At 72.0% G+C, this 25,301-nt stretch carries 24 protein-coding genes; 13 read left to right on the top strand and 11 right to left on the bottom strand.

Annotated elements, in window-relative coordinates; translation table 11 throughout:
• Position 1: 1 nt before the first annotated feature.
• The 3 genes from AB0D85_RS18475 to AB0D85_RS18485 are packed head-to-tail and all read right to left on the bottom strand — an operon-like array spanning position 2 to position 2,341.
• Positions 2-664 (bottom strand): ABC transporter permease, encoded by a 663-nt coding sequence (locus tag AB0D85_RS18475; protein WP_362321129.1) that lies wholly within the window; start codon positions 662-664, stop codon positions 2-4.
• A 1-nt stretch (position 665) separates the two neighbouring features.
• Positions 666-1,307 (bottom strand): ABC transporter permease, encoded by a 642-nt coding sequence (locus AB0D85_RS18480; RefSeq protein WP_355717305.1) that lies wholly within the window; start codon positions 1,305-1,307, stop codon positions 666-668.
• Entirely contained in the window at positions 1,304-2,341 is a 1,038-nt protein-coding gene (locus AB0D85_RS18485) for an ABC transporter ATP-binding protein (protein WP_362321133.1), read from the bottom strand. The genes AB0D85_RS18480 and AB0D85_RS18485 overlap by 4 nt, the downstream gene beginning before the upstream one ends.
• A gap of 141 nt (positions 2,342-2,482) precedes the next feature.
• Here AB0D85_RS18485 and AB0D85_RS18490 point away from each other — a divergent pair, with 141 nt between their 5' ends.
• From AB0D85_RS18490 to AB0D85_RS18500, 3 genes are all read left to right on the top strand, one after another.
• Positions 2,483-3,991 carry an aromatic amino acid ammonia-lyase gene (locus tag AB0D85_RS18490; protein WP_362321136.1) on the top strand — a complete coding sequence of 503 codons (1,509 nt, stop codon included), beginning with the start codon at positions 2,483-2,485 and terminating at the stop codon, positions 3,989-3,991.
• Positions 3,988-4,830: a MurR/RpiR family transcriptional regulator gene (locus tag AB0D85_RS18495; protein ID WP_362321138.1), complete on the top strand. Its 843-nt coding sequence runs from the start codon at positions 3,988-3,990 to the stop codon at positions 4,828-4,830. The genes AB0D85_RS18490 and AB0D85_RS18495 overlap by 4 nt, the downstream gene beginning before the upstream one ends.
• Positions 4,831-4,927: 97 nt before the next feature.
• Positions 4,928-5,539: a hypothetical protein gene (locus AB0D85_RS18500; RefSeq protein WP_362321141.1), complete on the top strand. Its 612-nt coding sequence runs from the start codon at positions 4,928-4,930 to the stop codon at positions 5,537-5,539.
• A gap of 9 nt (positions 5,540-5,548) precedes the next feature.
• Here AB0D85_RS18500 and AB0D85_RS18505 read toward each other — a convergent pair whose 3' ends face one another.
• The 5 genes from AB0D85_RS18505 to AB0D85_RS18525 form a co-directional block, all read right to left on the bottom strand.
• A complete protein-coding gene (locus AB0D85_RS18505) occupies positions 5,549-5,923 on the bottom strand; it encodes a hypothetical protein (protein WP_362321144.1) in 375 nt (124 codons plus the stop codon).
• A 16-nt stretch (positions 5,924-5,939) separates the two neighbouring features.
• Positions 5,940-6,440 carry a roadblock/LC7 domain-containing protein gene (locus AB0D85_RS18510; protein WP_362321147.1) on the bottom strand — a complete coding sequence of 167 codons (501 nt, stop codon included), beginning with the start codon at positions 6,438-6,440 and terminating at the stop codon, positions 5,940-5,942.
• A gap of 34 nt (positions 6,441-6,474) precedes the next feature.
• The gene (locus AB0D85_RS18515; RefSeq protein ID WP_362321150.1) at positions 6,475-7,266 is read right to left on the bottom strand and encodes a transcriptional regulator; all 792 of its coding nucleotides are present in this window, start codon (positions 7,264-7,266) and stop codon (positions 6,475-6,477) included.
• Entirely contained in the window at positions 7,263-7,652 is a 390-nt protein-coding gene (locus tag AB0D85_RS18520) for a hypothetical protein (protein ID WP_362321153.1), read from the bottom strand. The genes AB0D85_RS18515 and AB0D85_RS18520 overlap by 4 nt, the downstream gene beginning before the upstream one ends.
• A gap of 182 nt (positions 7,653-7,834) precedes the next feature.
• Positions 7,835-9,244 carry a diaminopimelate decarboxylase gene (locus tag AB0D85_RS18525; RefSeq protein WP_362321355.1) on the bottom strand — a complete coding sequence of 470 codons (1,410 nt, stop codon included), beginning with the start codon at positions 9,242-9,244 and terminating at the stop codon, positions 7,835-7,837.
• Between the two features lie 152 nt (positions 9,245-9,396).
• Between AB0D85_RS18525 and hutU the strand changes: the two genes are divergently transcribed.
• From hutU to hutI, 4 genes are all read left to right on the top strand, one after another.
• Positions 9,397-11,061, top strand: coding sequence for a urocanate hydratase (gene hutU / locus AB0D85_RS18530; protein ID WP_362321156.1), 1,665 nt, complete (start codon positions 9,397-9,399; stop codon positions 11,059-11,061).
• Between the two features lie 206 nt (positions 11,062-11,267).
• Positions 11,268-12,470, top strand: a complete 1,203-nt coding sequence (locus AB0D85_RS18535; protein ID WP_362321159.1) for an allantoate amidohydrolase — start codon at positions 11,268-11,270, stop codon at positions 12,468-12,470.
• The gene (locus AB0D85_RS18540; RefSeq protein ID WP_362321358.1) at positions 12,461-13,810 is read left to right on the top strand and encodes a formimidoylglutamate deiminase; all 1,350 of its coding nucleotides are present in this window, start codon (positions 12,461-12,463) and stop codon (positions 13,808-13,810) included. The genes AB0D85_RS18535 and AB0D85_RS18540 overlap by 10 nt, the downstream gene beginning before the upstream one ends.
• Before the next feature lie 20 nt (positions 13,811-13,830).
• Complete coding sequence (gene hutI / locus AB0D85_RS18545) at positions 13,831-15,018, top strand: imidazolonepropionase (protein ID WP_362321162.1); 1,188 nt, start codon at positions 13,831-13,833, stop codon at positions 15,016-15,018.
• Between the two features lies 1 nt (position 15,019).
• Here the strand turns inward: hutI and AB0D85_RS18550 are convergent, their stop codons facing one another.
• Positions 15,020-16,504 (bottom strand): RICIN domain-containing protein, encoded by a 1,485-nt coding sequence (locus AB0D85_RS18550; RefSeq protein ID WP_362321165.1) that lies wholly within the window; start codon positions 16,502-16,504, stop codon positions 15,020-15,022.
• A gap of 172 nt (positions 16,505-16,676) precedes the next feature.
• Positions 16,677-17,570 carry an RNA polymerase sigma factor SigF gene (locus AB0D85_RS18555; protein ID WP_362321168.1) on the bottom strand — a complete coding sequence of 298 codons (894 nt, stop codon included), beginning with the start codon at positions 17,568-17,570 and terminating at the stop codon, positions 16,677-16,679.
• 306 nt (positions 17,571-17,876) lie between these two features.
• On the opposite strand from AB0D85_RS18555, the gene AB0D85_RS18560 reads away from it, so the two are divergent.
• The 6 genes from AB0D85_RS18560 (at position 17,877) to AB0D85_RS18585 (ending at position 23,188) form a co-directional block, all read left to right on the top strand.
• Positions 17,877-18,275, top strand: a complete 399-nt coding sequence (locus AB0D85_RS18560) for an STAS domain-containing protein (RefSeq protein ID WP_362321171.1) — start codon at positions 17,877-17,879, stop codon at positions 18,273-18,275.
• Positions 18,276-18,457: 182 nt separating this feature from the next.
• Positions 18,458-18,976 (top strand): ATP-binding protein, encoded by a 519-nt coding sequence (locus AB0D85_RS18565; protein ID WP_362321174.1) that lies wholly within the window; start codon positions 18,458-18,460, stop codon positions 18,974-18,976.
• A 234-nt stretch (positions 18,977-19,210) separates the two neighbouring features.
• Entirely contained in the window at positions 19,211-19,912 is a 702-nt protein-coding gene (locus AB0D85_RS18570) for an LPXTG cell wall anchor domain-containing protein (protein WP_362321177.1), read from the top strand.
• Positions 19,913-20,469: 557 nt separating this feature from the next.
• Positions 20,470-20,823 (top strand): hypothetical protein, encoded by a 354-nt coding sequence (locus AB0D85_RS18575; protein ID WP_362321180.1) that lies wholly within the window; start codon positions 20,470-20,472, stop codon positions 20,821-20,823.
• 47 nt (positions 20,824-20,870) lie between these two features.
• Complete coding sequence (locus AB0D85_RS18580; protein ID WP_362321361.1) at positions 20,871-21,893, top strand: hypothetical protein; 1,023 nt, start codon at positions 20,871-20,873, stop codon at positions 21,891-21,893.
• Positions 21,894-21,895: 2 nt separating this feature from the next.
• Positions 21,896-23,188, top strand: a complete 1,293-nt coding sequence (locus tag AB0D85_RS18585; protein ID WP_362321182.1) for a hypothetical protein — start codon at positions 21,896-21,898, stop codon at positions 23,186-23,188.
• A gap of 142 nt (positions 23,189-23,330) precedes the next feature.
• Here the strand turns inward: AB0D85_RS18585 and AB0D85_RS18590 are convergent, their stop codons facing one another.
• Positions 23,331-24,827, bottom strand: coding sequence for an oligopeptide:H+ symporter (locus tag AB0D85_RS18590; protein WP_362321185.1), 1,497 nt, complete (start codon positions 24,825-24,827; stop codon positions 23,331-23,333).
• Positions 24,828-25,301: the final 474 nt, after the last annotated feature.

Raw genomic sequence — 25,301 nt, forward strand, 5'->3', positions numbered from 1 at the left:
CCTAGGCAGTGCGGTGGCGGAAGAGGAAGCGCTGGAGGGTGCTGAGCAGCAGATCGAGTACGACGGCCACGACCGCGACCAGCACCGCGCCGCCGAGCACCTGGACGAGATCGCGCTGGGCGAGTCCGTCGAAGACGTAGCGGCCGAGACCGCCGAAGGAGACGTAGGCGGCGATGGTGGCGGTGGCGACGACCTGGATGAGCGCGAGGCGCAGGCCGGTCATGATGAGCGGCAGTGCGAGCGGCAACTCCACCTGGAACAGCACCTGGTGGCCGCGCATGCCCTGGCCGCGGGCCGCGTCGCGGACGTCCGGGTCGACGGCCGTCATCCCGGCGTAGGTGTTGGTGACGATCGCCGGGACCGCGAGGGCGACCAGCGCGACGTACACCGGCAGCATCGACAGCCCGCCCGCCAGGAAGACCAGGACCACCAGGCCGACGGTCGGCAGCGCGCGGCCGAAGGAGGCCAGGTTGATGGCGAGGAACGCGCCCTTGCCGGTATGGCCGATCAGCAGACCGACCGGGAGGCCGATCGCGGCCGCGATGAGGGTGGCGAGCAGCGAGTACTGCAGGTGCTCGCCGAGGCGGTGGGCGATACCGTCCTGACCGGCCCACTGGGAGCCGCTGGTCAGCCACTTGACGAGGTTCGTGAACAGCTCGTACATCTCAGGCCCGCCTCCTGCGCCACGGGGTCAGTACGTACTGGAGGGCCACCAGCAGGGCGTCCGCGACCACGGCGAGCAGGATCGTGAGGACCACGCCCACGATCACCGGGGTCGGGAAGTCGCGCTGGAAGCCGTCGGTGAAGAGCTGGCCGAGTCCGCCGTCGCCGATGTAGGTGGCGACGCTCACCAGCGAGATGGACATGACCGTCGCGATCCGGATGCCCGCGAAGATCACGGGGAGCGCGAGCGGGAGTTCGACCGTGAGGAGCGTGCGCAGCGGGCGCGTGCCCATCGCCTTGGCCGCCTCCTTGGTCTTCGCGGGGACCGAGTCCAGTCCCTCGACCGTGTTCCGCAGCAGCACGACCAGCGTGTACACGGTCAGGCCGATGACGGTCGTGGTCCGGGTCAGGCCGCTGATCGGCAGCAGCAGGACGAAGATCGCGATCGACGGGATCGTGAACAGGACGTTCGAGAGGCCGAGCAGGAAGCCGCGCAGCGGGCGGACCCGGTGGGCGAGAACCGCGAGCGGCAGCGAGATCAGCAGGCCGAAGAAGACGGCGGTCATGGCGGCCTGGAGGTGGGAGAGGGTGAGGCTGGTGAGGTCGTCGGTGTGGTCGCCGATCCACGACCAGTCGATGGTCATGCGGCCACCGCCCGGGCCTCGGAGTGGGCCTGGCCCGCGTGGACGTGGATGTCGTCGCGGGAGGAGACGCCGGTCAGCACGCCCTGCGCGTCGACGCGGGCGACCAGCCCGGTCGGGGAGGCGATCGACTCGTCGAGGGCCGAGAGCAGGGAGTCGCCGTCCTTCAGCGGCCGTACGGGGAGTTCGGCGTCCTTCGAGGCCCAGTGCAGGGGCTTGCGCCCGGCGTCGAGCACGAGGGTCCAGGCGCCGCCCTCGGGGGCCGGGCCCTGCGGGACCCCGGCGAGGGTCTTCAGGGAGAGCAGCTTCAGCCCGCGCTCGGCGCCGAGGAAGTCGGCCACGAACTCGTCGGCCGGACGGGCCAGGAGCTCCGCGGGCGGAGCGCACTGGACCAGGTACCCGCCGGTGCGGAAGACGGCGATACGGTCGCCGAGCCGGACGGCCTCGTCGATGTCGTGGGTGACGAAGACGATGGTCTTGTTCAGCTCCTTCTGGAGCCGCAGCAGTTCGTCCTGGAGCTGGGCGCGCACCACCGGGTCGACCGCGCCGAACGGCTCGTCCATCAGCAGGACGGGCGGGTCGGCGGCGAGCGCGCGGGCCACGCCGACGCGCTGCTGCTGGCCGCCGGAGAGCTGGTGCGGGTAGCGCTTGCCGGCGTCGGCGGCGAGACCGACGGTCTCCAGGAGCTCGGCGGCGCGGGCGCGGGCCTTCTTCCGGTTCCAGCCGAGCAGCAGCGGGACGGTGGCGATGTTGTCGAGGACCGTGCGGTGCGGGAAGAGCCCGGCCTGCTGGATGACGTACCCGATGGAACGACGCAGTTCGGCGGCGTCCTGTTCGGTGACATCCTTGCCGTTCACCTTGATCGTGCCGGAGGTCGGCTCGACCATCCGGTTGATCATCCGCAGGGTGGTGGTCTTGCCGCATCCTGAGGAGCCGACCAGGACGGTGACCCCGCCCTCCGGCATCTCCAGGGAGAGATCGTGGACTGCTGTCGTGCCGTTGGGGAAGCGCTTGTGGACCGCGTCGAACTGGATCATGAGATGTCCCTTGCCCGGCTGTATAACGTCATGCAGAGTTCTTGGTGTGTGAATAGCTTGTCAACGGTCTGGCGTTAATCCGAGGTAACGGATGACCGACAAGCAAGATCGAGTGTCCGGATTGAGGGGAGTTTGGGCGTGATGTCGTCTCACATAATGGACGCTGTCGGAATGACGCATTCCGGGCTGGTGGTCCTCGACGGCATCGGCATGGGTGTCGAGGACGTCGTACGCCTCGCCGACGGCACCGCACGGCCGGTCCCCGGCACGGACGCGATGCGCCGCGCGGAGGAGTCCTGGAACGCCGCCCGGCAGATCGCGGCCACCGGTCGCGTCTACGGCCGTTCCACCGGCGTCGGCGCCAACCGGAACGAGGACGTGCCCACCGAGGCCGCCGCCGGACACGGACTGCGCCTGCTGCGCAGCCACGCCGGGGCCATCGGCGACGAACTGCCCTCCCGGCAGGTCCGCGCGATGCTCGCGGTCCGCGCCAACCAGCTGCTGGCGGGCGGTGCCGGACTGCGCCCGAGTGTCGTCACGGCCCTGTGCGAGGCGCTGGAGTCGGGCGCGTATCCGGTGGTCAACGAGTTCGGCTCGGTCGGCACCGGGGACATCGCGGCACTGGCCCAGGTGGGGCTCGCGCTGGTGGGGGAGCACCCCTGGCGCGGCGCCCGGGCCCCCGAGGCCCAGCCCCTCGACAACAACGACGCCCTCGCCCTGATCAGCAGCAACGCCCTCACCCTCGGCCAGTCGGCGCTCGCCCTGCACGAGTTGCGCGCTCTGATCGAGGCCACCCAGGTCGTGGCGGCCCTCTCCCTACTGGCCGTCGACGGCTCGCACGAGGCGTTCGCGGCCCCCGTGCACGCGGCCCGTCCGCACCGGGGGAGCGTCGAAGTGGCCCGCCGGATGCGGGAGCTGATCGGCGCCGCCGACCGGCCGACCCCGCCGCTGGGCCGGATCCAGGACCCCTACGGCTTCCGCTGCCTGCCCCAGATCCACGGCCCGGCCCATGACGCGGCCGACGCCCTGGAAGGGGTGCTGGCGATCGAGATCAACGCGGCCGCCGAGAACCCCCTCATCTCCCCCGAGGACCTCGCCGCCTACCACCACGGCGGCTTCTACCAGGCCCAGCTCGCCCTCGCCCTGGACCACTTCCGGCTCGCCGTCACCCAGGTCGCCCGGCTGTCCACGTCCCGCCTCTCCTCCCTCAACGAGCCCGCCTTCACCCGCCTGCGCCCCTTCCTCGCCGACCAGGAGCCCGCCTCCTCCGGCGTGATGATCCTGGAGTACGCCGCCGGCGCCGCCCTCGGCGAGCTGCGCGCCTTCTCCGCGCCCGCCTCCCTGGGGCACGCTGTACTCTCCCGAGGCGTCGAGGAACAGGCCAGTTTCGCCTCGCTCGCCGCCCGTCAAACGCTGCGCGCCTGCCGTGCGTACCGTCTGGTGGTCGGCTGCGAACTCGTCGCCGCCGTACGGGCACTGCGTCAGCGCGAGCTCCGGCCCGAACCCGGGCTCGGGGCGGGCAGGGCGCTGGAGCTCGCCGAGGCGGTGCTGGAGGCGGACCCGGCCGACCGGCCGCTCACCGACGACGTCACGGCGGCGGCCGAGCTGCTCGACCGGTTCACGGACATCTGGAGGGGGAGCACGTCATGAGCGTGACCGACAGCCCTGCGACTCGCTTGCAGGCGCTCTTCGAGGGGCACCGGCTGACGCCGACCCAGCGGCGCATCGCGCACAGCATGGTGCGGCGCGCCGCCGACGTGCCCTTCCTGTCCAGCGTGGAGCTGGCCGACCTGGCCGGGGTCAGCCAGCCCTCCGTCACCCGCTTCGCGGTCGCCCTCGGCTTCGACGGCTACCCGGCGCTGCGCAAGCACCTGCGCGAGGTCGTGCCGCCCGAGCAGACGGCCGGCTCCGGGTCGTACAACGAGTACCAGCAGGCCGTCGAGGCCGAGATCGAGAACCTCCGGCATCTGGCCGAGGTGCTCGCCGACCCGCGTCCGGTGCAGCAGGCGGGACGGCTGCTGGCCGCGTCCCGGCCGCTGCCGGTGCTCGGGCTGCGCGCGGCCGCCTCGCAGGCGTACGGCTTCGCCTACTTCGCCGCCAAGGTGCACCCGGACGTCCGGCTGCTCAACGAGGGCGGCACGATGATCCACGACCGGATCGACGCGGCCGTCCTCGCCGGCGCCTCCACGCTGCTGTGCTTCGCGCTGCCCCGGCATCCGCGCGAGGTCGTGGACACCCTCGGCTACGCGAAGGAGGCCGGGCTGACGGTCGTGACCGTCGCCGACTCCGCGTTCGCGCCCGTGGCCAAGGTCTCCGACCTGCTGCTGCCCGCCGCCGTCGGTACCGGGCTCGCCTTCGACACCGCGTGCGCGCCGATGCTGCTCGGGCGGGTGCTCCTGGAGGCGATGTGCGACGACCTGCCGGACGCGCAGGCCCGCCTGGAGGAGTTCGACACGCGGGCGGCGGCGCGGGGCCTGTTCGTGGAGTGAGTTCCCTCCCCGGGCCCGGCTTTAAGGCTCGTCTCACGTTCGCTGGCTACCGTCCCGCCCTACGGACTGGACCGACACCGGCGAGGAGGCTGGGGACATGGCGCGTGGGGGCCGCGGAGAGCACGGAGGACGTGGCGGGCAGGGACTGGCCCGGGTGGCCGTCGTCGTACGGGCCGGGGCCGCGCCCCTGTGGTGGGCCGGGGTGTTCGCGGCGGGCGTCGGGGTGCTGCCCCCGGGGATCACCGGGCGGCGGATCGGGGTGCTGGCCGGGGCCGCGCTGTTCCTCGTCGGTGCCGCCGTCGTGGCGCTCACCCGCCGCAAGCGGTACACCGCGCTGCTGCACGGGGCCGCCCGGGCGGGCAAGCACGACGTTCTCCAGGACCGGGCGGTGACCGTGCGGAACTGGCGCCTGGGGCATCGGTGGTGGCTGCTGCTGGCCTTCGCCGTCGCGCTCGGCAGCTCCTTCGCGGTGCCCGCGGCGGGCGGCATGCTGCTCGCCGGGACCGGTACCGGACTGCGGCTGAAGGCGGCCTGGCTGGGCCGCCGGGAGAAGGCCGGGGAGCAGCTGGTCTGGCTGCGCGTCGACTGGCTCGACCAGCGCGGCGGCCGCCCGGCCGGGAAGGCCGCCAAGGCGTACCGGGGCACCGGCATCGCGGCGGGCGACGCGGCCCCCGGCGGGGCCCGCCGCCGCACCGCGCAGCTGGTCTGAGGCCGGCGGTCAGACCTCCAGGTCCTCCTCGATCCTCTTCAGCTGGTGCCGGGCCATCGCCAGGTTGGCGCGGGCCTGGTCGAGCACCAGGTAGAGGAAGAGGCCGTTGCCGCCCCGGCCCTTGAGCAGCCGGATCAGGTGGTACTGGTTGGAGAGCGTGATCAGGATGTCCTCGATGTCGCCCTTGAGGCCGAGGTGCTCCATGGTGCGCATCTTGGCGCGGATCACGTCGGTGTTGCCGGCCGCGGCCACGTTCAGGTCGAACGTCTTGCTGCCGCCCATCGTGCCCAGCGCCATCCCGCTGGTGTAGTCGACGAGCGCGACGCCGGTGGCGCCCTCGATGGAGGTGAGGGCCTCTTTCAGCGCGGTTTCGGTGTTGGCCATGACTCTCTGGTTCCTTTCAACTGTCGGTTGCTGTGCGCGCGTCGGTGGTGGTGCTGGTGCGTGGCGTGCGCGTGGTTCTGGTCCGTGTGGTGGTGGCGCGGGCGGGCCGCAGGGCCTTGGCGGCGGCCTCGGCCGCGTCGACCAGCTCCCCGATGCGGGCGGCGGCGCGGCGGCCCTCCAGGTGCAGCCGGCCGACGTTCACCCGGTCCTCGGTGAGCAGGGTGAGCACGGCGCTGCGGCCCGCGGCATAGGTGGCGACATAGCCGTCCTCGCCGCGCACCAGCAGTTCCCTGAGCTCGCCCTTGCCGGTGGCGTCGGAGACCCGGACGGCGACGCCGAGCTCGGCCGCGGTGAGCGCGGCCAGGCCCTCCGGGTCGACGCCGGGCAGATCATGGGCGATGACCAGGCCGTCGACGCCGGCCGCCAGGGCGCCGGTGAGCTGGGGCATCCGGGTGCGCAGCCGGCGCAACTCGTCGAGGACGGCCTCTCTGTCGGAGCTGCCGGGTTCTGCCGCCATCAGCTGTTGTCTCCTCTCGGCGGGGCGGTGCCGTTCAAAGGGCCTCCAGCGCATCCCTGAGCCTCTTCAGCAGCGCGATGTCGGGATCGGTGACCTGGGGGAGTACCGGTGGGGCGGCCGCGGTGGTCCCCGGGGCGAGGAGTCCGGCCGCCGCCAGCCGGCGTACGTCCACCAGCGTGTGGAAGGCCGGCCGGCCCAGCTCCCGGGCGATCTCCGGGGCCGTGCGGACGCCGTCCACCCGGTTCAGGACCGCCCGCTGCCGGGGGGTGACCGGCGGTGGCGCGACCGGGTCGGCGCGGATCAGCGGGGCGCTGTCCGCCGACGGGTCGGGCCAGATGCGGTGCAGCAGCTCGCGGCGGCGCAGGGTCTCGCGTTCGAGTGCGGTGACAAGGACCGCCGGGAACGGTTCTTCGGCGGCCGGGGTGCCGTAGCGGAACCGGCCCGGGGTGCTGCTGGGCGCCAGTGCGAAGTACCCGGCGTCGTACAGCGCGCCGAGCCGGCACAGCTCCAGGGCGCCTCTGGGCAGCAGCCCGGCGGAGAGCAGCCGGTGGGCTGCGGCCGGTATGTCGTCGGTCCACGGCCAGACCGCCGCGTCGAGCGTGCCGTGGGCCGTGAGGAGCACGTCGAGACCGGGGGCGAGCGGGCTCTCGGCGTGCACCACGCGGCCCTCGGCCAGGTGCAGGCTGCCGTACTCGCGGACCAGGACACCGGTGGCCCGCTCCTCGGCCAGGCGTATCAGCATCGGAGAGAGCGCGCCGGCCGCCGGGTCGCGCAGGGCCGCCCGGTCCCGGACCGGAAGCGGCGGAGGCGTTTCGACCACGGTCATCCCAGCACCAGCCGCTCGGCCATCTCGCCGAGCCGGATCCGGGCGAGGGCGAGATTGCCGTCCTCGCGGGCCAGCCACAGATGCAGGAACACAGTGGCGTCGAAGGACGTGACCACGAACCGCAGCAGGTGGTAGCTGTCCCGGTTGCTGACGATCAGGTCCTCCACCGGGGGACTCACATCGATGTCGTCCCCCGTGCTGAACGCCCCGTGCTCGGCGGCCAGCCGCGCCAGCTCGGCCGCCTCCGCCGCGGTGGTCTCGTGGTCACCGCCGGGCGCCTCCCCGACCGCGCCCAGGGCCAGCCCGCTCGTCCAGTCCACCAGCGCGGCCCCCCGCGCACCGGGCAGGCGCATCGCTTCCAGTAAGCACTCGTCGATTCCGGGCACCGTGGCTCCCCTCCCGCCGCCTGGGACTCCGGTTGAGTGACGCAGACACTACGCAACGTGTGCGGGAAGGGAGAGTCGTTTGGCATTTTCCTTTGGAACATGCCCTCGGCAGACTAGAGTTGGTCAACTGAGCTGCTTTTCGTACCAGTTGATCCCTGTGTCCCACGTGCCTCAGGGGTGCCTCAACGGCTCCCGGGTGCAAACAGGGTGGTGAGCGCGTCGGCGTGCGCCCCGCCGGATTCGGCCACGATCTCCGCGACGGTCTGCGGCTCCCGTACGACGGCGAACGCCACGCCCCCGCCGCCGTCCGGTGCGAAGCCGTAAACTCCGGGCCGAGCAAGGGAGTTGTAGGAGTAGTGGGTGCCGAAGTAGTACGCCCCGGTGTCCAGCGCGGCCGCGAAGTCGCCCTGCTCCAGCGGCGGCAGGGCGCGTCCCTCGGCGAGCAGGTCACCCGAGAAACAGGCGGGCCCGGCCACGTCCTGCACCACCGGCGGGCCTTCCTTCGGCCGCCCCTTCGTGTCGTACGCGGCGATCCTGACCGGCCACGTCTGCGGCACGTACACCGTCCGCGACGCCACCTGCACGCCCGCGTGCGTCACCGCGATCCGCCGCCCGCCGCTGCTCTTGGCGTACTCCACCCGGGCCACCACCGTGCCGTGCCGGGCCAGCAGCGACCGCCCGAACTCCGTCACCAGCCCGTACCGCCCGTCGAACAGCCCCGGCACCGCCTCCGCGAGCAGCCGCGCGTACTGCGCGAACGTCGGCTCCGTCTTCTCCGACCCCAGGTTGACCGAAAGCCCGCCGCCGATGTCGAGGGTGTCCACCTGCCGCCGCCCGACCCGTGCGTTGATCTCCTCGGCCAGCGCGTGCGTCTCCGCCACGCCCCGCGCCAGCAGCGACAGCGGGATCCCCTGCGACCCGATGTGCGCATGCAGCCGCGTCAGCCACGGCCGCTCCGCGAACGCCTGTACGACCCACTCCCGCGCCCCCTCGTCCCGCAGCCCCACCCCGAACTTCGAGGTCGCCGTCGCGGTGGAGGTGGCCCCGATGGTCCCGGCGCCGATCTGCGGATTGACCCTGAGCCCGAGGGGCGAGCCGGTGGGGCCGACGGCGTGCCGGATCGCGTCGATCCTGGTGAGCTCCTGCGGGTTGTCCGCGTTCACGGCGACGCCCAGCGTCAGCGCCTCGCGCAGCTCCGCCTCCGTCTTCGCGGGCGCGTCGAACACCGTCCGCGCCACCGGCACCCCGGCCGCCCGCGCCAGCGCCAGCTCGCCCGCGCTGGCCACCTCGGCGCCGATCCCCTCCCCGGCCAGCAGCCGCACCACCGGCACCAGCGGGTTCGCCTTCACGGCGAAGGCGTGCAGTATCTCCGTCCCCGGCGCCGCCACCGCCGCGAACGCCCGGTGCAGCGCCGCCGCCGAGGCGCGGATGCCGGTCACGTCCAGCAGGCCCGCGATCGGCGCGTCCGGCCTCAGCAGCCCCTGCTCCACCGCCGCCCGCACGGCGTCGTCCCGCCGTACGACCCGCTCGCCGTCGTCCCCGCACCCGTCCCTGTCGTCGTCCACGACGTCCCCCGACTTGTCGCCGTCCATACCTTTGAGGCCCATAAGTCCAGCCAAACATCCGGAGCGCGCCCACGCTGGCGGACCGATGTATTGACTAGTTCTATTCAGAGAGTCAGGATGTGAATAACCGCAGGAACACTTCACCGGCTGTTGATCCCTGAACCGCTAGGAGGCAGACCATGTCAGGACCCCGCCCCGTACGAGCGCCGCGCGGTACGGAACTGAGCGCCCTGGGATGGCAGCAGGAGGCCGCCCTGCGGATGCTGCAGAACAACCTCGACCCCGAGGTCGCCGAACACCCCGACAAGCTCGTCGTCTACGGCGGCACCGGCAAGGCCGCCCGCGACTGGCGCTCCTTCGACGCGATGGTGCGGACCCTCAAGGGGCTGAAGCAGGACGAGACCATGCTGGTCCAGTCCGGCCGCCCGGTCGGCGTGATGCAGACCCACGAGTGGGCCCCCCGCGTCCTCATCGCCAACTCCAACCTCGTCGGCGACTGGGCCAACTGGGAGGAGTTCCGCCGTCTGGAGGCCCTCGGCCTGACCATGTACGGCCAGATGACCGCCGGTTCCTGGATCTACATCGGCACCCAGGGCATCCTCCAGGGCACCTACGAGACCTTCGCCGCGGTCGCCGCGAAGAAGTTCAACGGCACCCTCGCCGGCACGATCACCCTCACCGCCGGCCTCGGCGGCATGGGCGGCGCCCAGCCCCTCGCCGTCACCATGAACGACGGTGTCGCCATCTGCATCGACTGCGACCCGCGCGCGATCGAGCGCCGCATCGAGCACCGCTACCTCGACGTCAGGGCCGACTCCCTCGACCACGCCCTCCAGCTGGCCACCGAGGCCCGTGACGCCCGCCGTCCGCTGTCCATCGGCGTCCTCGGCAACGCGGCCGAACTGGTGCCGCAGCTGCTCGCCATGAACGCCCCCATCGACATCGTCACCGACCAGACCTCGGCACACGACCCGCTGGCGTACCTGCCGGTGGGCGTCGCCTTCGAGGACATGGCCGACGCCGCCGCCAAGGACCCGGCCGGGTTCACCACCCGTGCCCGTGAGGCGATGGCCAAGCACGTCGAGGCCATGGTCGGCTTCATGGACGCCGGCGCCGAGGTCTTCGACTACGGCAACTCCATCCGCGGCGAGGCGCAGCTGGCGGGCTACGAGCGGGCGTTCGCGTTCCCCGGCTTCGTCCCGGCGTACATCCGCCCCCTCTTCTGCGAGGGCAAGGGCCCCTTCCGCTGGGCCGCCCTGTCCGGCGACCCCGCCGACATCGCCAAGACCGACAAGGCGATCCTCGACCTCTTCCCGGAGAACGAGTCCCTCGCCCGCTGGATCAAGATGGCCGGCGAGCGGGTCCACTTCCAGGGCCTGCCCGCGCGCATCTGCTGGCTCGGCTACGGCGAGCGGGACAAGGCCGGCGAGCGGTTCAACGACATGGTCGCGAGCGGCGAGCTGGCGGCACCGCTGGCGATCGGCCGCGACCATCTCGACTGCGGCTCCGTGGCCTCCCCGTACCGCGAGACCGAGGCCATGCTCGACGGCTCCGACGCGATCGCCGACTGGCCGCTGCTGAACGCGATGGTCAACGTGGCGTCGGGCGCGTCCTGGGTCTCCATCCACCACGGTGGCGGCGTCGGCATGGGCCGGTCCATCCACGCCGGGCAGGTGACGGTCGCCGACGGCACGAAGCTGGCCGGCGAGAAGATCCGCCGCGTTCTCACCAACGACCCCGGCATGGGCGTCATCCGGCACGTGGACGCCGGCTACGACATCGCGGAGTCGGTCGCCGACGAGCGGGGCGTGCGCGTGCCGATGCGTGAAGGTGAGTCGGCGTGACGGAGAGCGGCAACTCTCCGGTGGGGGCCGGCCTCTCGTCGCCGTCCGCGGCTTCGGCTGTGCCCACCCGTTCCGCCCTGCGGAACGACTGCCCACAGCCTGTATCGACTACGGCCGACGGTGGGCCGGAGCCTGTGCTGAGCGGCCGCTCGCAGCCTGCGGGGGGCGGCGGCTCGCGGCCCGGTGGTGGTTCCTCGTTCCACGAGATGTGGCGTGAGCTGCTCCCCGTCGGCCGTCATCCCGACTCCCGCGGCTACCGCCGCTTCGCCTGGACCGGGGCCGATGCCGAGTGCCGGGCCTGGTTCAAGGGGCAGGCCGAGGCGCGCGGGCTCGTCGTCGAGGTCGACCGGAACGGCAACCAGTGGGCCTGGCTCGGGGATCCCGCCGCCGGTGACGCCGTCGTCACGGGGTCGCATCTGGACTCCGTGCCGGACGGCGGTGCCTTCGACGGCCCCCTCGGCGTCGTGTCCTCCTTCGCCGCGCTCGACGAACTCCGGGGGAGGGGAGCGGAGTTCACCAAGCCCCTCGCCGTCGTCAACTTCGGTGACGAGGAGGGCGCCCGGTTCGGGCTCGCCTGTGTCGGGTCCCGGCTGACGGCGGGTCACCTGACCGTCGAGCAGGCGCACCGGCTGACCGACGGTGACGGGGTCAGCCTCCCGCGGGCCATGGAGGCCGCCGGGTACGACCCCGACGCCATCGGGCCCGACCCGGAGCGGCTCGCGCGCATCGGCGCCTTCGTCGAACTGCATGTCGAGCAGGGGCGGGCGCTGGACCTGTCCGGGGACCGGGTCGGCATCGCCAGTGCCATCTGGCCGCACGGACGCTGGCGGTTCGACTTCCGGGGCGAGGCCAACCACGCCGGCACGACGCGGCTGGTGGACCGGCGCGACCCCATGCTGTCGTACGCCGAGACCGTGCTCGCCGCCCGCCGTGAGGCCGAACTCGCCGGTGCCGTCGCCACCTTCGGCAAGATCGCCGTCGAGCCGAACGGCGTCAACGCCATCCCCTCCCTGGTGCGCGGCTGGCTCGACTCCCGCGCCGCCGACCAGGCCACCCTCGACACCGTCGTCGGCGGCATCGAGAAGGCGGCCCGGGAGTACGCGGAGGCGCACGGCATCGACCTGGACGTGGTTCGCGAGTCGTTCACGCCGGTCGTGGAGTTCGACCACGCCCTGCGCGACGAGCTGGGGCGCATTCTCGGCCGGGACACCGGTCTCACCGTGCCCGTCCTGGGCACCGGTGCGGGACACGACGCCGGGATCCTCTCGGGGAGCATCCCGACCGCCATGCTGTTCGTGCGCAACCCCACCGGCGTCTCGCACTCCCCGGCCGAGTTCGCGGCCGAGGACGACTGCGTGGCCGGGGTGAGCGCGCTCGCCGACGTACTGGAAGGGCTGGCCTGCGAGTGACGACGACACCGACGACGTACTGGCTGGAGCACGCCTGGCTGGACACGCATGTCGAGCCGGGCGTCGCCGTGGCCGTGGCGGGCGGCCGGATCACGGCGGTGCGGACCGAGGTGCCCGCGCCGCCTCCCGGCGCCGAGGTCCTCCGCGGCCTCACCCTCCCCGGCCTGGCGAACGCCCACTCGCACGCCTTCCACCGCGCCCTGCGCGGCACGGTCCAGGTCGGCTCCGGGACCTTCTGGACCTGGCGCGAGCTGATGTACTCCTTCGCCGACCGGCTGACCCCGGAGACCTATCTCGCGCTCGCCCGCGCGGCGTACGCCGAGATGGCGCTGGCGGGCGTCACCTGCGTCGGCGAGTTCCACTACGTCCATCACACCCCCGACGGCACCCCGTACGCCGACCCCAACGCCATGGGCGAGGCGCTGATCGCGGCGGCCGCCGAAGCCGGCATCCGCATCACCCTCCTCGACACCGCCTATCTCTCCGCGGGCTTCGGCGAGCCGCCCAACGCGCACCAGCGCCGCTTCTCCGACGGCAGCGCGGAGGCCTGGGCCGAACGCTGTTCAGTTCTCAAGGAACGGGATCACGCACGGATCGGGGCGGCGATCCACTCCGTACGGGCCGTGCCCGCCGCCCAGTTGGCGACCGTGGCCCGCTGGGCCGAGGAGCGGCGGGCCCCGCTGCATGTGCACCTGTCCGAGCAGACGGCGGAGAACGACGCCTGCCTGGCCGCCCACGGCCGCACCCCCACCCGCCTGCTCGCCGACCACGGCGTCCTCGGCCCGCGCACCACCGGCGTCCACAACACGCACCTCACCGACGAGGACATCGCCCTGCTCGGCGGCTCCGGCACCGGCACCTGCATGTGCCCGACGACCGAGCGGGACCTGGCCGACGGCATCGGCCCCGCCGTCGCCCTCCAGCGCGCGGGCTCCCCGCTCTCCCTCGGCTCCGACAGCCACGCCGTCATCGACCTGCTCGAAGAGGCGCGCGCGATGGAGCTGAACGAGCGGCTGCGCACCCGCACCCGGGGCCACTGGACGGCCGCCGCCCTGCTGCGCGCCGCCTCCGCCGACGGCCACGCCGCCCTCGGCTGGGACGACGCGGGCACCATCGAGAACGGCATGCTCGCCGACCTGACGACGATCGCGCTCGACTCCGTCAGAACGGCAGGGCCGGTACCGCGGCTCGGCGCCGAGACGGCCGTATTCGCCGCGACGGCAGCGGACGTACGGCATACGGTCGTCGCGGGCCGCCATGTCGTACGCGACGGCGCGCACACGCTCGTACCGGACGTGCCGTCGGCACTGGCGGACGCGATCGAAGCCCTCCGCGGCTGACGACGACCCACGAGGACACCATGAGCAGCAGCACCGGCAGCACCGCCATCACCAACATCGCCACGCTGGTCACCAACGACCCCTCCCTCGGTGACAACTCCCCTCTCGGTCTGATCCAGGACGCGGCCGTCGTCATCGACGGCGACCGTGTCGTGTGGACCGGTGAATCCAGCAAAGCACCCGCCACTGACAATCGGGTCGACGCGGGCGGCCGGGCGGTGCTGCCGGGCTTCGTGGACTCCCACTCCCACCTGGTCTTCGCGGGCGACCGCACCCAGGAGTTCAACGCCCGCATGTCCGGCCGCTCCTACACGGCCGGCGGCATCCGCACCACGGTCGCGGCCACCCGCGCCGCGACGGACGCGGAACTGGAGTCGAACCTCACGCACTACCTCGCCGAGGCCCTCCGCCAGGGCACGACCACCTTCGAGACGAAGTCGGGCTACGGCCTGACGGTCGAGGACGAGGCGAGGGCCCTGCGCATCGCGGCCCGGCACACCGACGAAGTCACCTACCTGGGCGCCCACATCGTCTCCCCGGACTACGCCGACGACCCGGCCGCGTACGTGTCCCTCGTCACCGGCGAGATGCTGGACGCCTGCGCCCCGTACGCCCGTTGGATCGACGTCTTCTGCGAGAAGGGCGCGTTCGACGGCGACCAGGCCCGCGCGATCCTCACGGCGGGCCGGGCGAAGGGCCTGACCCCGCGCGTCCACGCCAACCAGCTCTCCTACGGCCCGGGCGTCCAGCTGGCCGTCGAACTGGACGCGGCGAGCGCCGACCACTGCACCCACCTGACGGACGCGGACGTGGACGCCCTCGCGAGCGGCGACACGGTCGCCACGCTCCTGCCCGGCGCCGAGTTCTCCACCCGCGCCGAATGGCCCGACGCCCGCCGCCTCCTCGACGCGGGCGTGACGGTCGCCCTCTCCACGGACTGCAACCCGGGCTCCTCCTTCACCTCCTCCGTCCCCTTCTGCATCGCCCTCGCCGTCCGGGACATGCACATGACCCCGGACGAGGCGGTGTGGTCGGCGACGGCGGGCGGCGCGGCGGCCCTGCGCAGGACCGACATCGGCCGCCTGACCCCGGGCGCGTACGCCGACCTGACCCTGCTGGACGCCCCGAGCCACGTCCACCTGGCCTACCGGCCGGGGGTGCCGCTGGTCAGTGGGGTGTGGCGGAGGGGCGAGCGGGTCGTCGGCTGAGTCAGCTCGCCCCCGCCCGCCAGCGCTGGTCCGTGCCGTTGTTCGCCGGGTCCAGGGCCAGTTGGTCGTCGCCGTTCGGGGCGAGGGCCGTTTCGACGGCGATGGCCGGGCGGATCTCGCCGTCCGCGGTCACGGCGAAGCGGAGGTTGGTGCCGTGGTCGCCGTCCACCGAGGCGCACTGCCAGATGCCGACGCCCTTGTCGACCGAACCCCGGCTGTCCAGGCAGAAGTCGGGGTCCGCGGCGGATTGCAGGACGCCCCGGGACGTGTCGACGCGCCAGCGCTGGGTGGCGGAGCCGGAGCAGGCGGCGGTGACGACGTCGGTTCCGTTGTCGAGGTCGGCGTCGCGGATGTCCAGGCAGCGGGCGGTGGCGAGGTTCACGACCTGGGCGTAGGCGCTGCCCGGTGGGTCGGGGGTGGGGGACGGAGTCGGGGACGCCGACGGGGTTGCGCTGTGTGACGCGCCGCTGGGCGTGGGGGACACCGGCGTCCGGGACGGCGTCGGGGAGACGGTCGTCGTCGCCGTCACGGTCACCCGGGGGCTCGGGGGCGGCGGTGTCGCGGCCGTCGCGGTGCCGGTGGGGGCGTCCGGGCGGGTCAGGACGTAGAGGAGCAGCGGTACCAGGGCCACGCCCAGGGCCGTCGAGGTCAGGAGGAGACGGCGGGACCGGGGCCCGCGCCCGTGCGGCGGCCGGGGGTCGGCGGGCGGTGCCGGTGGGGTGTCGTGTCGTACGTACGCCGTTCCGGCCCAGGGCAGCAGACCCTCCGCCAGCGCCTCGCGCGGGGTGTCCCGGAGCGCGGTGAGGTCCTCGAACGCCGCCGAGCAGTGGGGGCAGTGGGCCATGTGCGCGTGCAGGTCGGCACTGTGGCGCGGGCTCTCCGGGAGCACCGACTCCTCGATCAGACGGCGGAAGTCCGCGCAGCGGGGGTCGTCCGAGGCGGCCAGGCGGGTGCGGAGGCAGGCCTGGGCGAGGGCGTGGAGGGCGGGCGGGGTGCCGTAGCCGACGTCCTCGGGGGTCAGGCCGAGGAGGGTGGCGGTTCGGGCGGGGGACTCCTGCTCCAGTACGCCGTACCAGATCAGGCCCTGGGTGCGGGACGGGAGGGACTGGAACGCCGTGAGGAGGGGCGGGGCGGGCGGCTCGGGGGTGCCCGTCGAGTTCAGGACCAGGAGGAGGGTGGGGTCCAGGGCGGCGGAGCGCTCGTCGTGCGACCAGTCGGCGGCCAGGCGGGCGGTCAGCAGGAGCAGGTGGTGACGGATCGGGACGACCGGCTCGGCGCCGCGCGCGATGTCGCGGGCGGCGGTGGTGAAGGTCTGCGCGCCGAGCCGGCCGGCCGCCGTGTCGCCGGTCGTGCAGAGACGGGCGTAGGCGAGCACGGCGGGGTGGTGGCGGGCGCGGAGTTCCTGGAGCGCGGGGTACGCGGTGGCGGTGGGGGTGCGCAGGAGTTCGGTCAGGCGCGCGTCCGAGGGCGGGCTGTCCTGGATCATCGTGCACCCCTTGTCGCCGGGCGTCCTTCCTGACGTACCGGCCAGTTTGGGGTGTGGGTGACGGTGCGGGGGGAGCTTTGGCCAAAGACGCAGTCGGCTGGGGGGCCAAGGCCGCAGTGGGCCGGGGCGCGGGAATCCCCGTCGCCCCAGCGGCGCGCCCTTGCGGCCGTGCTCATTCCTCCAGGGTCAGTGCCTTGCGCAGGTGTACGAGTGTGCGGGAGAGCAGGCGGGACACGTGCATCTGGGAGATGCCGAGTTCGTCGCCGATCTCCGACTGGGTCATGCCCGCGACGAAGCGGAGGGAGAGGATCTTGCGGTCCCTGGACGGGAGCTCGGCGATCAGCGGTTTCAGGGACTCGACGTACTCGATGCCTTCGAGGCCGTGGTCCTCGTAGCCGATGCGGTCCGCCAGGGCGCCCTCGGAATCGTCCTCCTCCGGCTGTGCGTCCAGCGAGGAGGCCGTGTAGGCGTTGGAGGCCGCCATGCCCTCGACCACCTCGTCGTTCGAGAGGCCGAGGCGTTCCGCGAGCTCCGTGACCGTGGGGGCGCGGTCCAGCTTCTGGGCCAGCTCGTCGCCCGCCTTGGCGAGGTCGAGGCGGAGCTCCTGGAGGCGGCGCGGGACGCGCACCGACCACGACGTGTCACGGAAGAACCGCTTGATCTCGCCGATGATCGTCGGCATCGCGAAGGTGGGGAACTCGACACCGCGGGACAGCTCGAAGCGGTCGATCGCCTTGATCAGGCCGATCGTGCCGACCTGGATGATGTCCTCCATCGGCTCGCTGCGGGACCGGAAGCGGGAGGCGGCGAACTTGACCAGCGCGAGGTTCAGCTCGACCAGGGTGTTGCGGACGTACGAATAGTCGTGCGTGCCTTCCTCCAGCGACTCCAGCCGCTCGAAGAGGGTCTTGGACAACGCGCGCGCGTCGACCGCGTCGACCTCGTCGTAAGGGGGGATCTCGGGGAGGCCGAGTCCCGCGAGCTGTCCCTCGATGGCATCCAGTTGTTCCGGTGGGGGTGTCGACGTCGCCGTCGGGGGGTGCGAGGCGTCGAGCCGGGGTGACATGGTGTCCTCCATCGTTCTCGGCATAAGGCTGCCGAAGCCGTGCGTGCACGTGCGGTGTGCGGCGCCTCCAAAGCCGGCCGTGTCGGTTGTGTGTCCCTACTAGCCCTATCGGCTCGACGGAGACCATCGCAAGTCCGTTCTAATAGCATTTGTCCAGTTCTGGGCGGTTGTTCGGGTATCGGGTTGCGTGCAGAAGGCGTAATGTTCGAGGGCGTCGCCGAGGCGTTCGGCGGACATCGACGGGCATCGTCAGACATCGGTCGGACGGTGGCGAAAAGCGGTCACGACCTCGGGAGAGAGACGGCAATGGACCACGGGACGGTCGGCAGCGCACAGTCGGGCCGGCTGCTGGTGGAGGTGCGGGAAGTGGGCTCCAGCGCCGTCGTGACTCCGGCGGGTGAGCTCGATCACCACACCGCCGATCTGCTGCGCGAGCCGCTCGACGATCTCCTCGACAAAGGCTTCTCACGCCTTGTCGTCGACTGCTCGCGTCTTGAGTTCTGCGACTCCACCGGGCTGAACGTGCTGCTCGGCGCCCGGCTGCGCGCCGAGGCCGCCGGTGGCGGGGTGCATCTCGCAGGGATGCTGCCCGTCGTCGCCCGGGTCTTCGAGATCACGGGAGCCGAAGCGGTCTTCACCGTCCACGACTCCGTCGGGGCCGCCCTGGCCGACGAGCCCGGCGCCGGGACCGACGCCGAGGGCTGAGCCCCGGCCCGCCGTCCGGAACCGGGGGGTGTTCCCGCGGATCGGTCGGGCAGGAGAGATTCTGGATCTGTCGGAGCCCGGCCGGGCCGCGTTTGAGTGGATCATGCCGACGGGTCCGTACGAAACTGCAGCAACGCGAACTTTTGACTCGTGAAACGCCGAAACGGTGAGGTGAAGCGCTGATGAGCACCACCCGGCCTTACCCGCCGGGCGACCGCGGCCCGGAGCCCAGCGGCGCATCCGGGGCGTCCGAGGGGACGGCGGCCGACGCGCCGTCCGGCTCGCCGGAGGGGCGCCAGGTCCGCAGACTGCGCCTCCACGGCGAGAGCGGGGTCGTCCCGCTCGCCCGTGACTTCGCACGCCAGGCGCTGTACGCGTGGGGGTGGCTGCCGGCGGCGTCCGCGGATCGCCGGGCCGCCGCCGAGGACGTGCTGCTCGTCGTGTCCGAGCTCGTCACCAACGCGTGTCTGCATGCCGAGGGGCCGGACGAGCTGTTCCTCGCCTGCGACAGCAAGGTGATCCGGGTGGAGGTGTCCGACCGGGGGGCCGGGCAGCCGGCGCCGCGGACCCCGCACCGGGCGGGGCGGCCGGGGGGACACGGGATGTTCATCGTGCAACGGCTGTGTCTGGACTGGGGGGTCGTACGGACGCCGGGGGCGGCCGGTAAGACCGTTTGGGCGGAGCTGGGGGCGCCCGCGTAGGGGGAAGGCCGAAGCGCCCGAGGGGCAGCCGCCTTGTGCCGGTTCGCGGCTGCGGGTTGTCAGTGGCTTGTCGCGCCCACGCGGCGGTAGCCGCATATTGAATGCAGCCCCGCGCCCCCAAGGGGCGCCTTCGCATCCCCACACTTCCGCCACGCCCTTTCTCTTCCCTCCTCATTGCCCCCGGCGTACCTTGACGGCCCATCTGATATGCCGTCAGGAACGAGGTGGACCGTCGTGTCGTACCCCAAACGAACCGCCGCGCTCGCGTCCGCCGCCGCGCTGGCCGGATCGGCGGTGCTGCTCGCCGCCCCGGCGGCGCACGCCACCGTCGTCGACGTCAACTACACGTGTAAGACGCCGATCGGCACCAAGAGCGCGGTCTCCCCGATCGACATCGCCGGCGTCAAGAGCGGCAGCGGCTACAAGATCACGATGTCCTGGCAGAAGGGCGTCTCCTCCAGCCCCGTCGAGCTCGGCAAGGGCGCGATGAACCCGAGCGCCACCATCAAGCTGGGCGGCGCGGAGACCGGGACCCTGAACGTGACCGGCTCTCCCAACCAGGCCGCGATCCCCGCCAACACCCCCATCAAGATCAATGACTTGAGCGGCACCTACACGCCGAAGAAGACCGGCAAGGTGACGTTCACACCGGGCACGCTCACCATCAAGGCGCTCGGTACGACGACGACCTGCAACCCCACCAACAACCCCGGCCCCGCCCTGACGCTGGACGTGACGGCGGCGGGCGGCGGTTCGACCAGCTCCGGCTCGTCGTCCGGCAGCACCGGCACCGGCACCGACTCCGGAGGGACCCTCCCGAAGACCGGCCCCGAGGACTCGTTCGTCGCGCTCGGCACCCTCGGCGGCACCGTGCTGCTCGCGGGCGCGGCCGGCACCCTCTGGCTGACCCGGCGGAACCAGACCGCACGCCGCTGACCCTCCGGGCCCGACCGCTGGAGCCGCCCATGCCGTCCGCCCAGTCCGTCGCCCAAGCGCTGGGACTGTCCCTGCTGACCCTGCTCGCCGCCGCACCCCGGGCCGCGGCGGCCGAGGGCTGGTCCCTCACGCCCTCGGGCGGAGGCCGCCCCGCCTTTCACGCCGAGTGCTCCCTCGGCGTGAAAGGCGGGGCGGCCCTCCAGGACACCGTGTCGGTGACCAACCGTTCCTGTGGACTGAGCGGGTGTGAGCCGACTCGGCCGCACGCCCCGAACGGTCTTGAGCGCACTGGTCCCCGGCGTACTCGACCCCGGGGCAGCGACACGGATCCTGTCCGTGGTCCGATCCCAGGAGGCCGGTTCCCTCACGACCTGGCCATGTGGGTACGGCCAGAAGGCGACGGGGAGGCCCCGAACCATCACTCCGGTGGAGCGGGGGCCCCGCACGCTGGCGCCGTGCCCGGCGTCCCAGATCGCGTGATCACCGTAGCCCGAACGGCCCAGGCCACCGCAAGCTCGGAAGCCGACCATCACACGATCGAGTTAAACCGCACGTCTATGGCCTCGCCGGAAGGCACCTCGACACCCGGCGGGCGCCTGGTCACGGTACGGCTGTCCGGCACCCGCACTGGACTCAGCGAACCCTGGCCCGGTCACCCGGCCCTGGACGCGGCCGACGTCCGCCTGACGGCGACGGCGGCGGGCGGCGCGCACGACACGGTGAGCACGCAGGCCCGGTTCGTGCCCTGGGGCGCGGTGGCGGGGTTCGCGGGCGCGCTGACGGCGGGGGCCGCCGGGACGGTCGTACGACTGCGCAGGCGGCGGCGCGGCGACCGGCCGGCCGAACCCGTGCCCACGGACACGAACACGGACACGGACACGGACGTCGAGTTGACGGGAGCGACGAGGTGAGGGTGCGTGCGGTCCTGATACTGACGGCGGTGTTCTCGCTGCTGCTGATGCCCATGGCGGCGACAGCGGCCGGCGGCCCGACCGTCCAGGTCTCCAAATCCCAGGCGGGAACCGGCAGTTCGATCACCGTCAGCGGTACCGGCTGGCGCCCGCACACCCTGCTGATGATGCTGATCTGCGGACAGTCCAGCCCGTCCCGGGGCGTGATCGGCGGCACCAACTCCTGCGCCAACGCCGACGGACGGGCCGTCACCACCGACGCGAACGGCCACTTCAGCAAGCAACTCCCGGTCGCCGAACCGCCGGCGCCCTGCCCCTGCGTGGTGCACGTGGCCACCGTGACCGGCGCGACCGCCGACGCGGACGCCGTCTTCCAGGTCGCCGGGCACCCCGTGAAGGCGCTGCCGGCCGAGGCCACCGGCGGCCGTCTCTCGATGCTCACCGACACCCGGCTCGAAGGCTCCTCGGGCCTGCTGACCTGGTTCGGCGCACCCGCGTCCCGCAGCCTCGTCTTCACCATCGGCAACGCGGGGTCGAGCACCCTCAAGGACCCCGTCTTCCAAGTGGGCACCTCGCACAGCGTGTTCGCCCCGCAGTGGGACGAGCAGCAGTGGCGCGGCACCCTCGCACCCGGCAAGAAGGCGCAGGTCAAACTGCCCGTAGAACTCTCGGCGGGTGCGCACGGCGACTACAGCGTCTCCCTCAAGTACGACGGCAAGGTCCTCGCCGAACAGCCCTGGGGCGTCGGCCGCCCCTGGGGCGTGACCCTGTTCTGGATCCTGCTCTGCGTGGTCGTACCGGCCGCCGTCTTCCGTATCGGCATGGCGGTGGTGGACCGGGTACGGCCGCCCCGCGCGGGCGGTATCCGGCACCGCGGGGTCCACAAGCTGCCCCGCCCGACCCTCCGGCTGCCGCTCCTGCGTCCACCGGAGCCGGCCCCCTCCACGACCTCGACCCTGCCGTGGTTCACCCCGGACAACGATCCGGGCGCGGCGGCCGGTCGGCTCTCCGCACCGCACGACGACAGCCCGACGAGTCCTACGACTCCCATCACGAAGGGACCCACGTGATCATGCGAAGGAGAGTGACACCGGTCAGAGCGGGTGCGGCGGCGACCGCGCTGGTCCTCGGCGGGGCGGGCCTCCTGCTCGGTGCCGCCGCCGGGACCGCGCAGGCGGCGGAGGTGTCGTTCGCGACCCACTGCGTACCGCCCGCCGGGGTCGCCGACCCCGTGGACGGGACCACGAAGGTCGAGATCACCGCACCCGCCACCGCGAAGGTCGGCGACACGGTCGACATCACCTGGAAGTTCGTGCAGGCCGCGTCCAAGAACCCGGACATCATCGACCTGCCCGCCAACACGGTCCAGCCGTCCGGCACGCTCAAGGCGGCCGGCGCGCAGACCGCCGACATCGCCATGCAGGGGCCGCGCGAGAACCCGGCGATCCCCAAGGGCGGCGACATGGTGCTGTCCGACATGACGGGCAGCCTGAAACTGACGTCACCCGGAGAGGTGACGCTGACCCCGGACACGTACACGGTCAACGCGTACAGCACGAACACCGTGTGCACCCCGACGGGAACGGTGCCGAAGGCGGCGACGATCGAGGTGAGCGGAAGCGACTCCAGCGGGTCGGCGACCCCGACGGACACCACGTCGGCCTCGTCCTCCGCCTCCCCGTCGGATTCCGCGAGCCCGTCCGACTCGGCGTCCGCGTCGGCCTCGGCGTCCGCGTCCGCCTCCGACGGCACCGGCCAGACCGACTTCACCGGCAAGGAGGTCGACGTGCCGTACGCGTGCGTGACCCCCATCGGCAACAAGAGCGCGACCTCGCCGGTGCAGATCAACGCGAAGAAGGACGGCGAGAGCTTCGACCTCACCGTGCAGTTCAAGAAGTCGGTGATGGACAGTCCGGTGGACATCCCGGCGGACTCGGTGAAGCCGTCGATGGACGTGGTCCTGGGCGGCGCCGACAAAGGCACGGTCCATGTGGAGGGCCCGACGAACTCCTCCGCGATCAAGTCCGGCGACCCGATCGAGATCCCGGACCTGACGGGCACGTACAAGCCGGGGGCGAGCGGTACGTCGACGCTGTCGCCGGGTGTCCTGACGGTCAAGGCGCTGGGTACGACGACGACTTGCACGCCGACGAAGACAGCGGTCTCCCTGACGCTGGACACGACGGAGCAGGCGAGCGGGGCATCGGGCAGCACCACATCGGGAAGCAGCAGTAGCAGCGGAGGCCTCGCCGAGACGGGCGACAGCAGCAACGGCGCACTGAAGGCGCTGGGCCTGGTGGCGGGAACGGCCATCTTGCTGGGCGGCGCGGTCTTCACCTTCATGCCCAAGCGAAGGACGAGGTGATCAACCGTCTTTAGGGGCGCGGGGCTGCATCTGATGTGCGGCTCCGCCGCGTGGGCGCGACCAGCCCCCACAAACCGTCGGTCGAAACACGACGAGGGCCACCCCATTCAAAAGAATGCGGTGGCCCTCTGTCAGAAGACGATCAGTGAACGTCGCCCATGAGCTCCCGGACCTTCTTCCGGTACAGCCACACAGCCACACCGGCGAGCACGGCGAGCACCGCCTGGAACGCCACGATCCCCGTCTTGTTGAGGTCGACGCCCGCGATGGACAGCAGACCCGTCGTCGCGTCACCCGCGGTGACCGCGAGGAACCACACACCCATCATCTGGGACGCGTACTTGGCCGGAGCCATCTTGGTCGTGACCGACAGACCCACCGGAGACAGCAGCAGCTCACCCACGGTCTGCACGAAGTAGATCCCGACCAGCCACATCGCCGCGGCCTTGTGACCACCGTCGGCGATCGACAGCGGCGCGAGGAACAGGAAGAACGACGCACCGATCAGCACCAGACCACCGGCGAACTTCACGGCAGTGCTCGGCTCCTTGCCCCGCCGGGCCATCGCCAGCCACGCCCAGGCGAAGACCGGCGCGAGCGCCATGATCATGACCGGGTTGACGGACTGGTACCAGGAGACCGGGAAGTTCCAGCCGAAGATCGTGTTCTTCGCGGAGGCGTCGGCGAACAGGGAGACGGTCGAGCCGCCCTGGTCGTAGATCATCCAGAAGACCGCGGCGGCGACGAAGAACCAGATGTACGCGCTCATCTTGGACTGCTCGGCGCGGTCCAGGTCCTTGTCCCGCTTGATGCGGGCGATGACCACGACCGGGATCAGCAGACCGGCGATGGTGATCGGGACCAGCAGCCAGTTCAGCGTGTAGTGGCCGGAGACCACGACGACGACGTAGAAGACCGCGGCGACGGCGGCCCACAGCCCGGCCTTCGTCAGCGTCGCCTTCTTCTCCGCGGCGGACAGCGGCGTGGGGACGATGTCCGAACGGGAGCTCAGGTGGCGCGTGCCGAGCAGGAACTGGGCGAGGCCCAGCGCCATGCCGACCGCGGCCAGCGCGAAGCCGAGGTGCCAGTTGTAGTTCTCACCGACGGTGCCGATGACCAGCGGCGCGGCGAACGCACCGAGGTTGATGCCGATGTAGAAGAGCGTGAAGCCACCGTCACGGCGCGGGTCGTCCGGACCGTCGTACAGGTGGCCGACCATCGTGGAGATGTTGGCCTTCAACAGGCCGGATCCTATGGCGACCAGGCCGAGGCCGGCGAAGAACGTACCGGAGCTGGGCAGCGCCAGCGTCAGGTGGCCGAGCATGATGACCGTGCCCGCGACGGCGACCGTCTTGCGGGGACCGAGGACGCGGTCGGCGAACCAGCCGCCCGGCAGGGCGAGCAGGTACACGAGCGACAGGTACACGGAGTAGATCGCCGTCGCCGTGGCCGCGCTCATGTGCAGGCCGCCGGGAGCGACCAGGTACAGCGGGAGCAGGGCCTTCATGCCGTAGTAGGAGAATCGCTCCCACATCTCGGTCATGAAGAGAGTGGCCAGTCCGCGGGGGTGGCCGAAGAAGGTCTTCTCGGAACCGGGGGTGCCCGGTCGGACCGAGTCCTTCGTCAGGCTGGACGCCATGGTCGTTCCTTGCTGGTCGGGACGCGCGGTGGGGCTCTGCGCGCCCGTGGGGGGAGCGGCCGGCACCGGCGGGTCGGACCGTCCACCCCACGCCCAGGGGGAGTCCGCCCCGGGTCGCGGGGCGGCGGACGGCGACCACCGGGATCCACGCACCGTGACGCTGTGTCGCGTCCGGAGCCCGGCCAGAGGTCATTCCTTTCAAGGCCGACCAGGGTCAGCCCGCACACAAAAGAGACCTTCAGCGTCAAGATGCCCACCAAAGGTCCCCGGGTGTACTACAGGCGTTCACGTCACTGTACGTCAGGACACTGCCGGATATGGAAGGACTTGAGACAGGGATCACAGGTGTCGGCGGAACCTCGCACCCGGTTTCGAAGGTCCCTCCTACGATCGCACCTTCCGCCCATAGGTTCGTACCACTGTGCCCCAAGGTAAGAATCCCTGGTGCCGATCACACTCCTGTACTGCGCGTGA

The sequence above is a fragment of the Streptomyces sp. NPDC048277 genome, assembly GCF_040652235.1.
Lineage (GTDB): Bacteria > Actinomycetota > Actinomycetes > Streptomycetales > Streptomycetaceae > Streptomyces.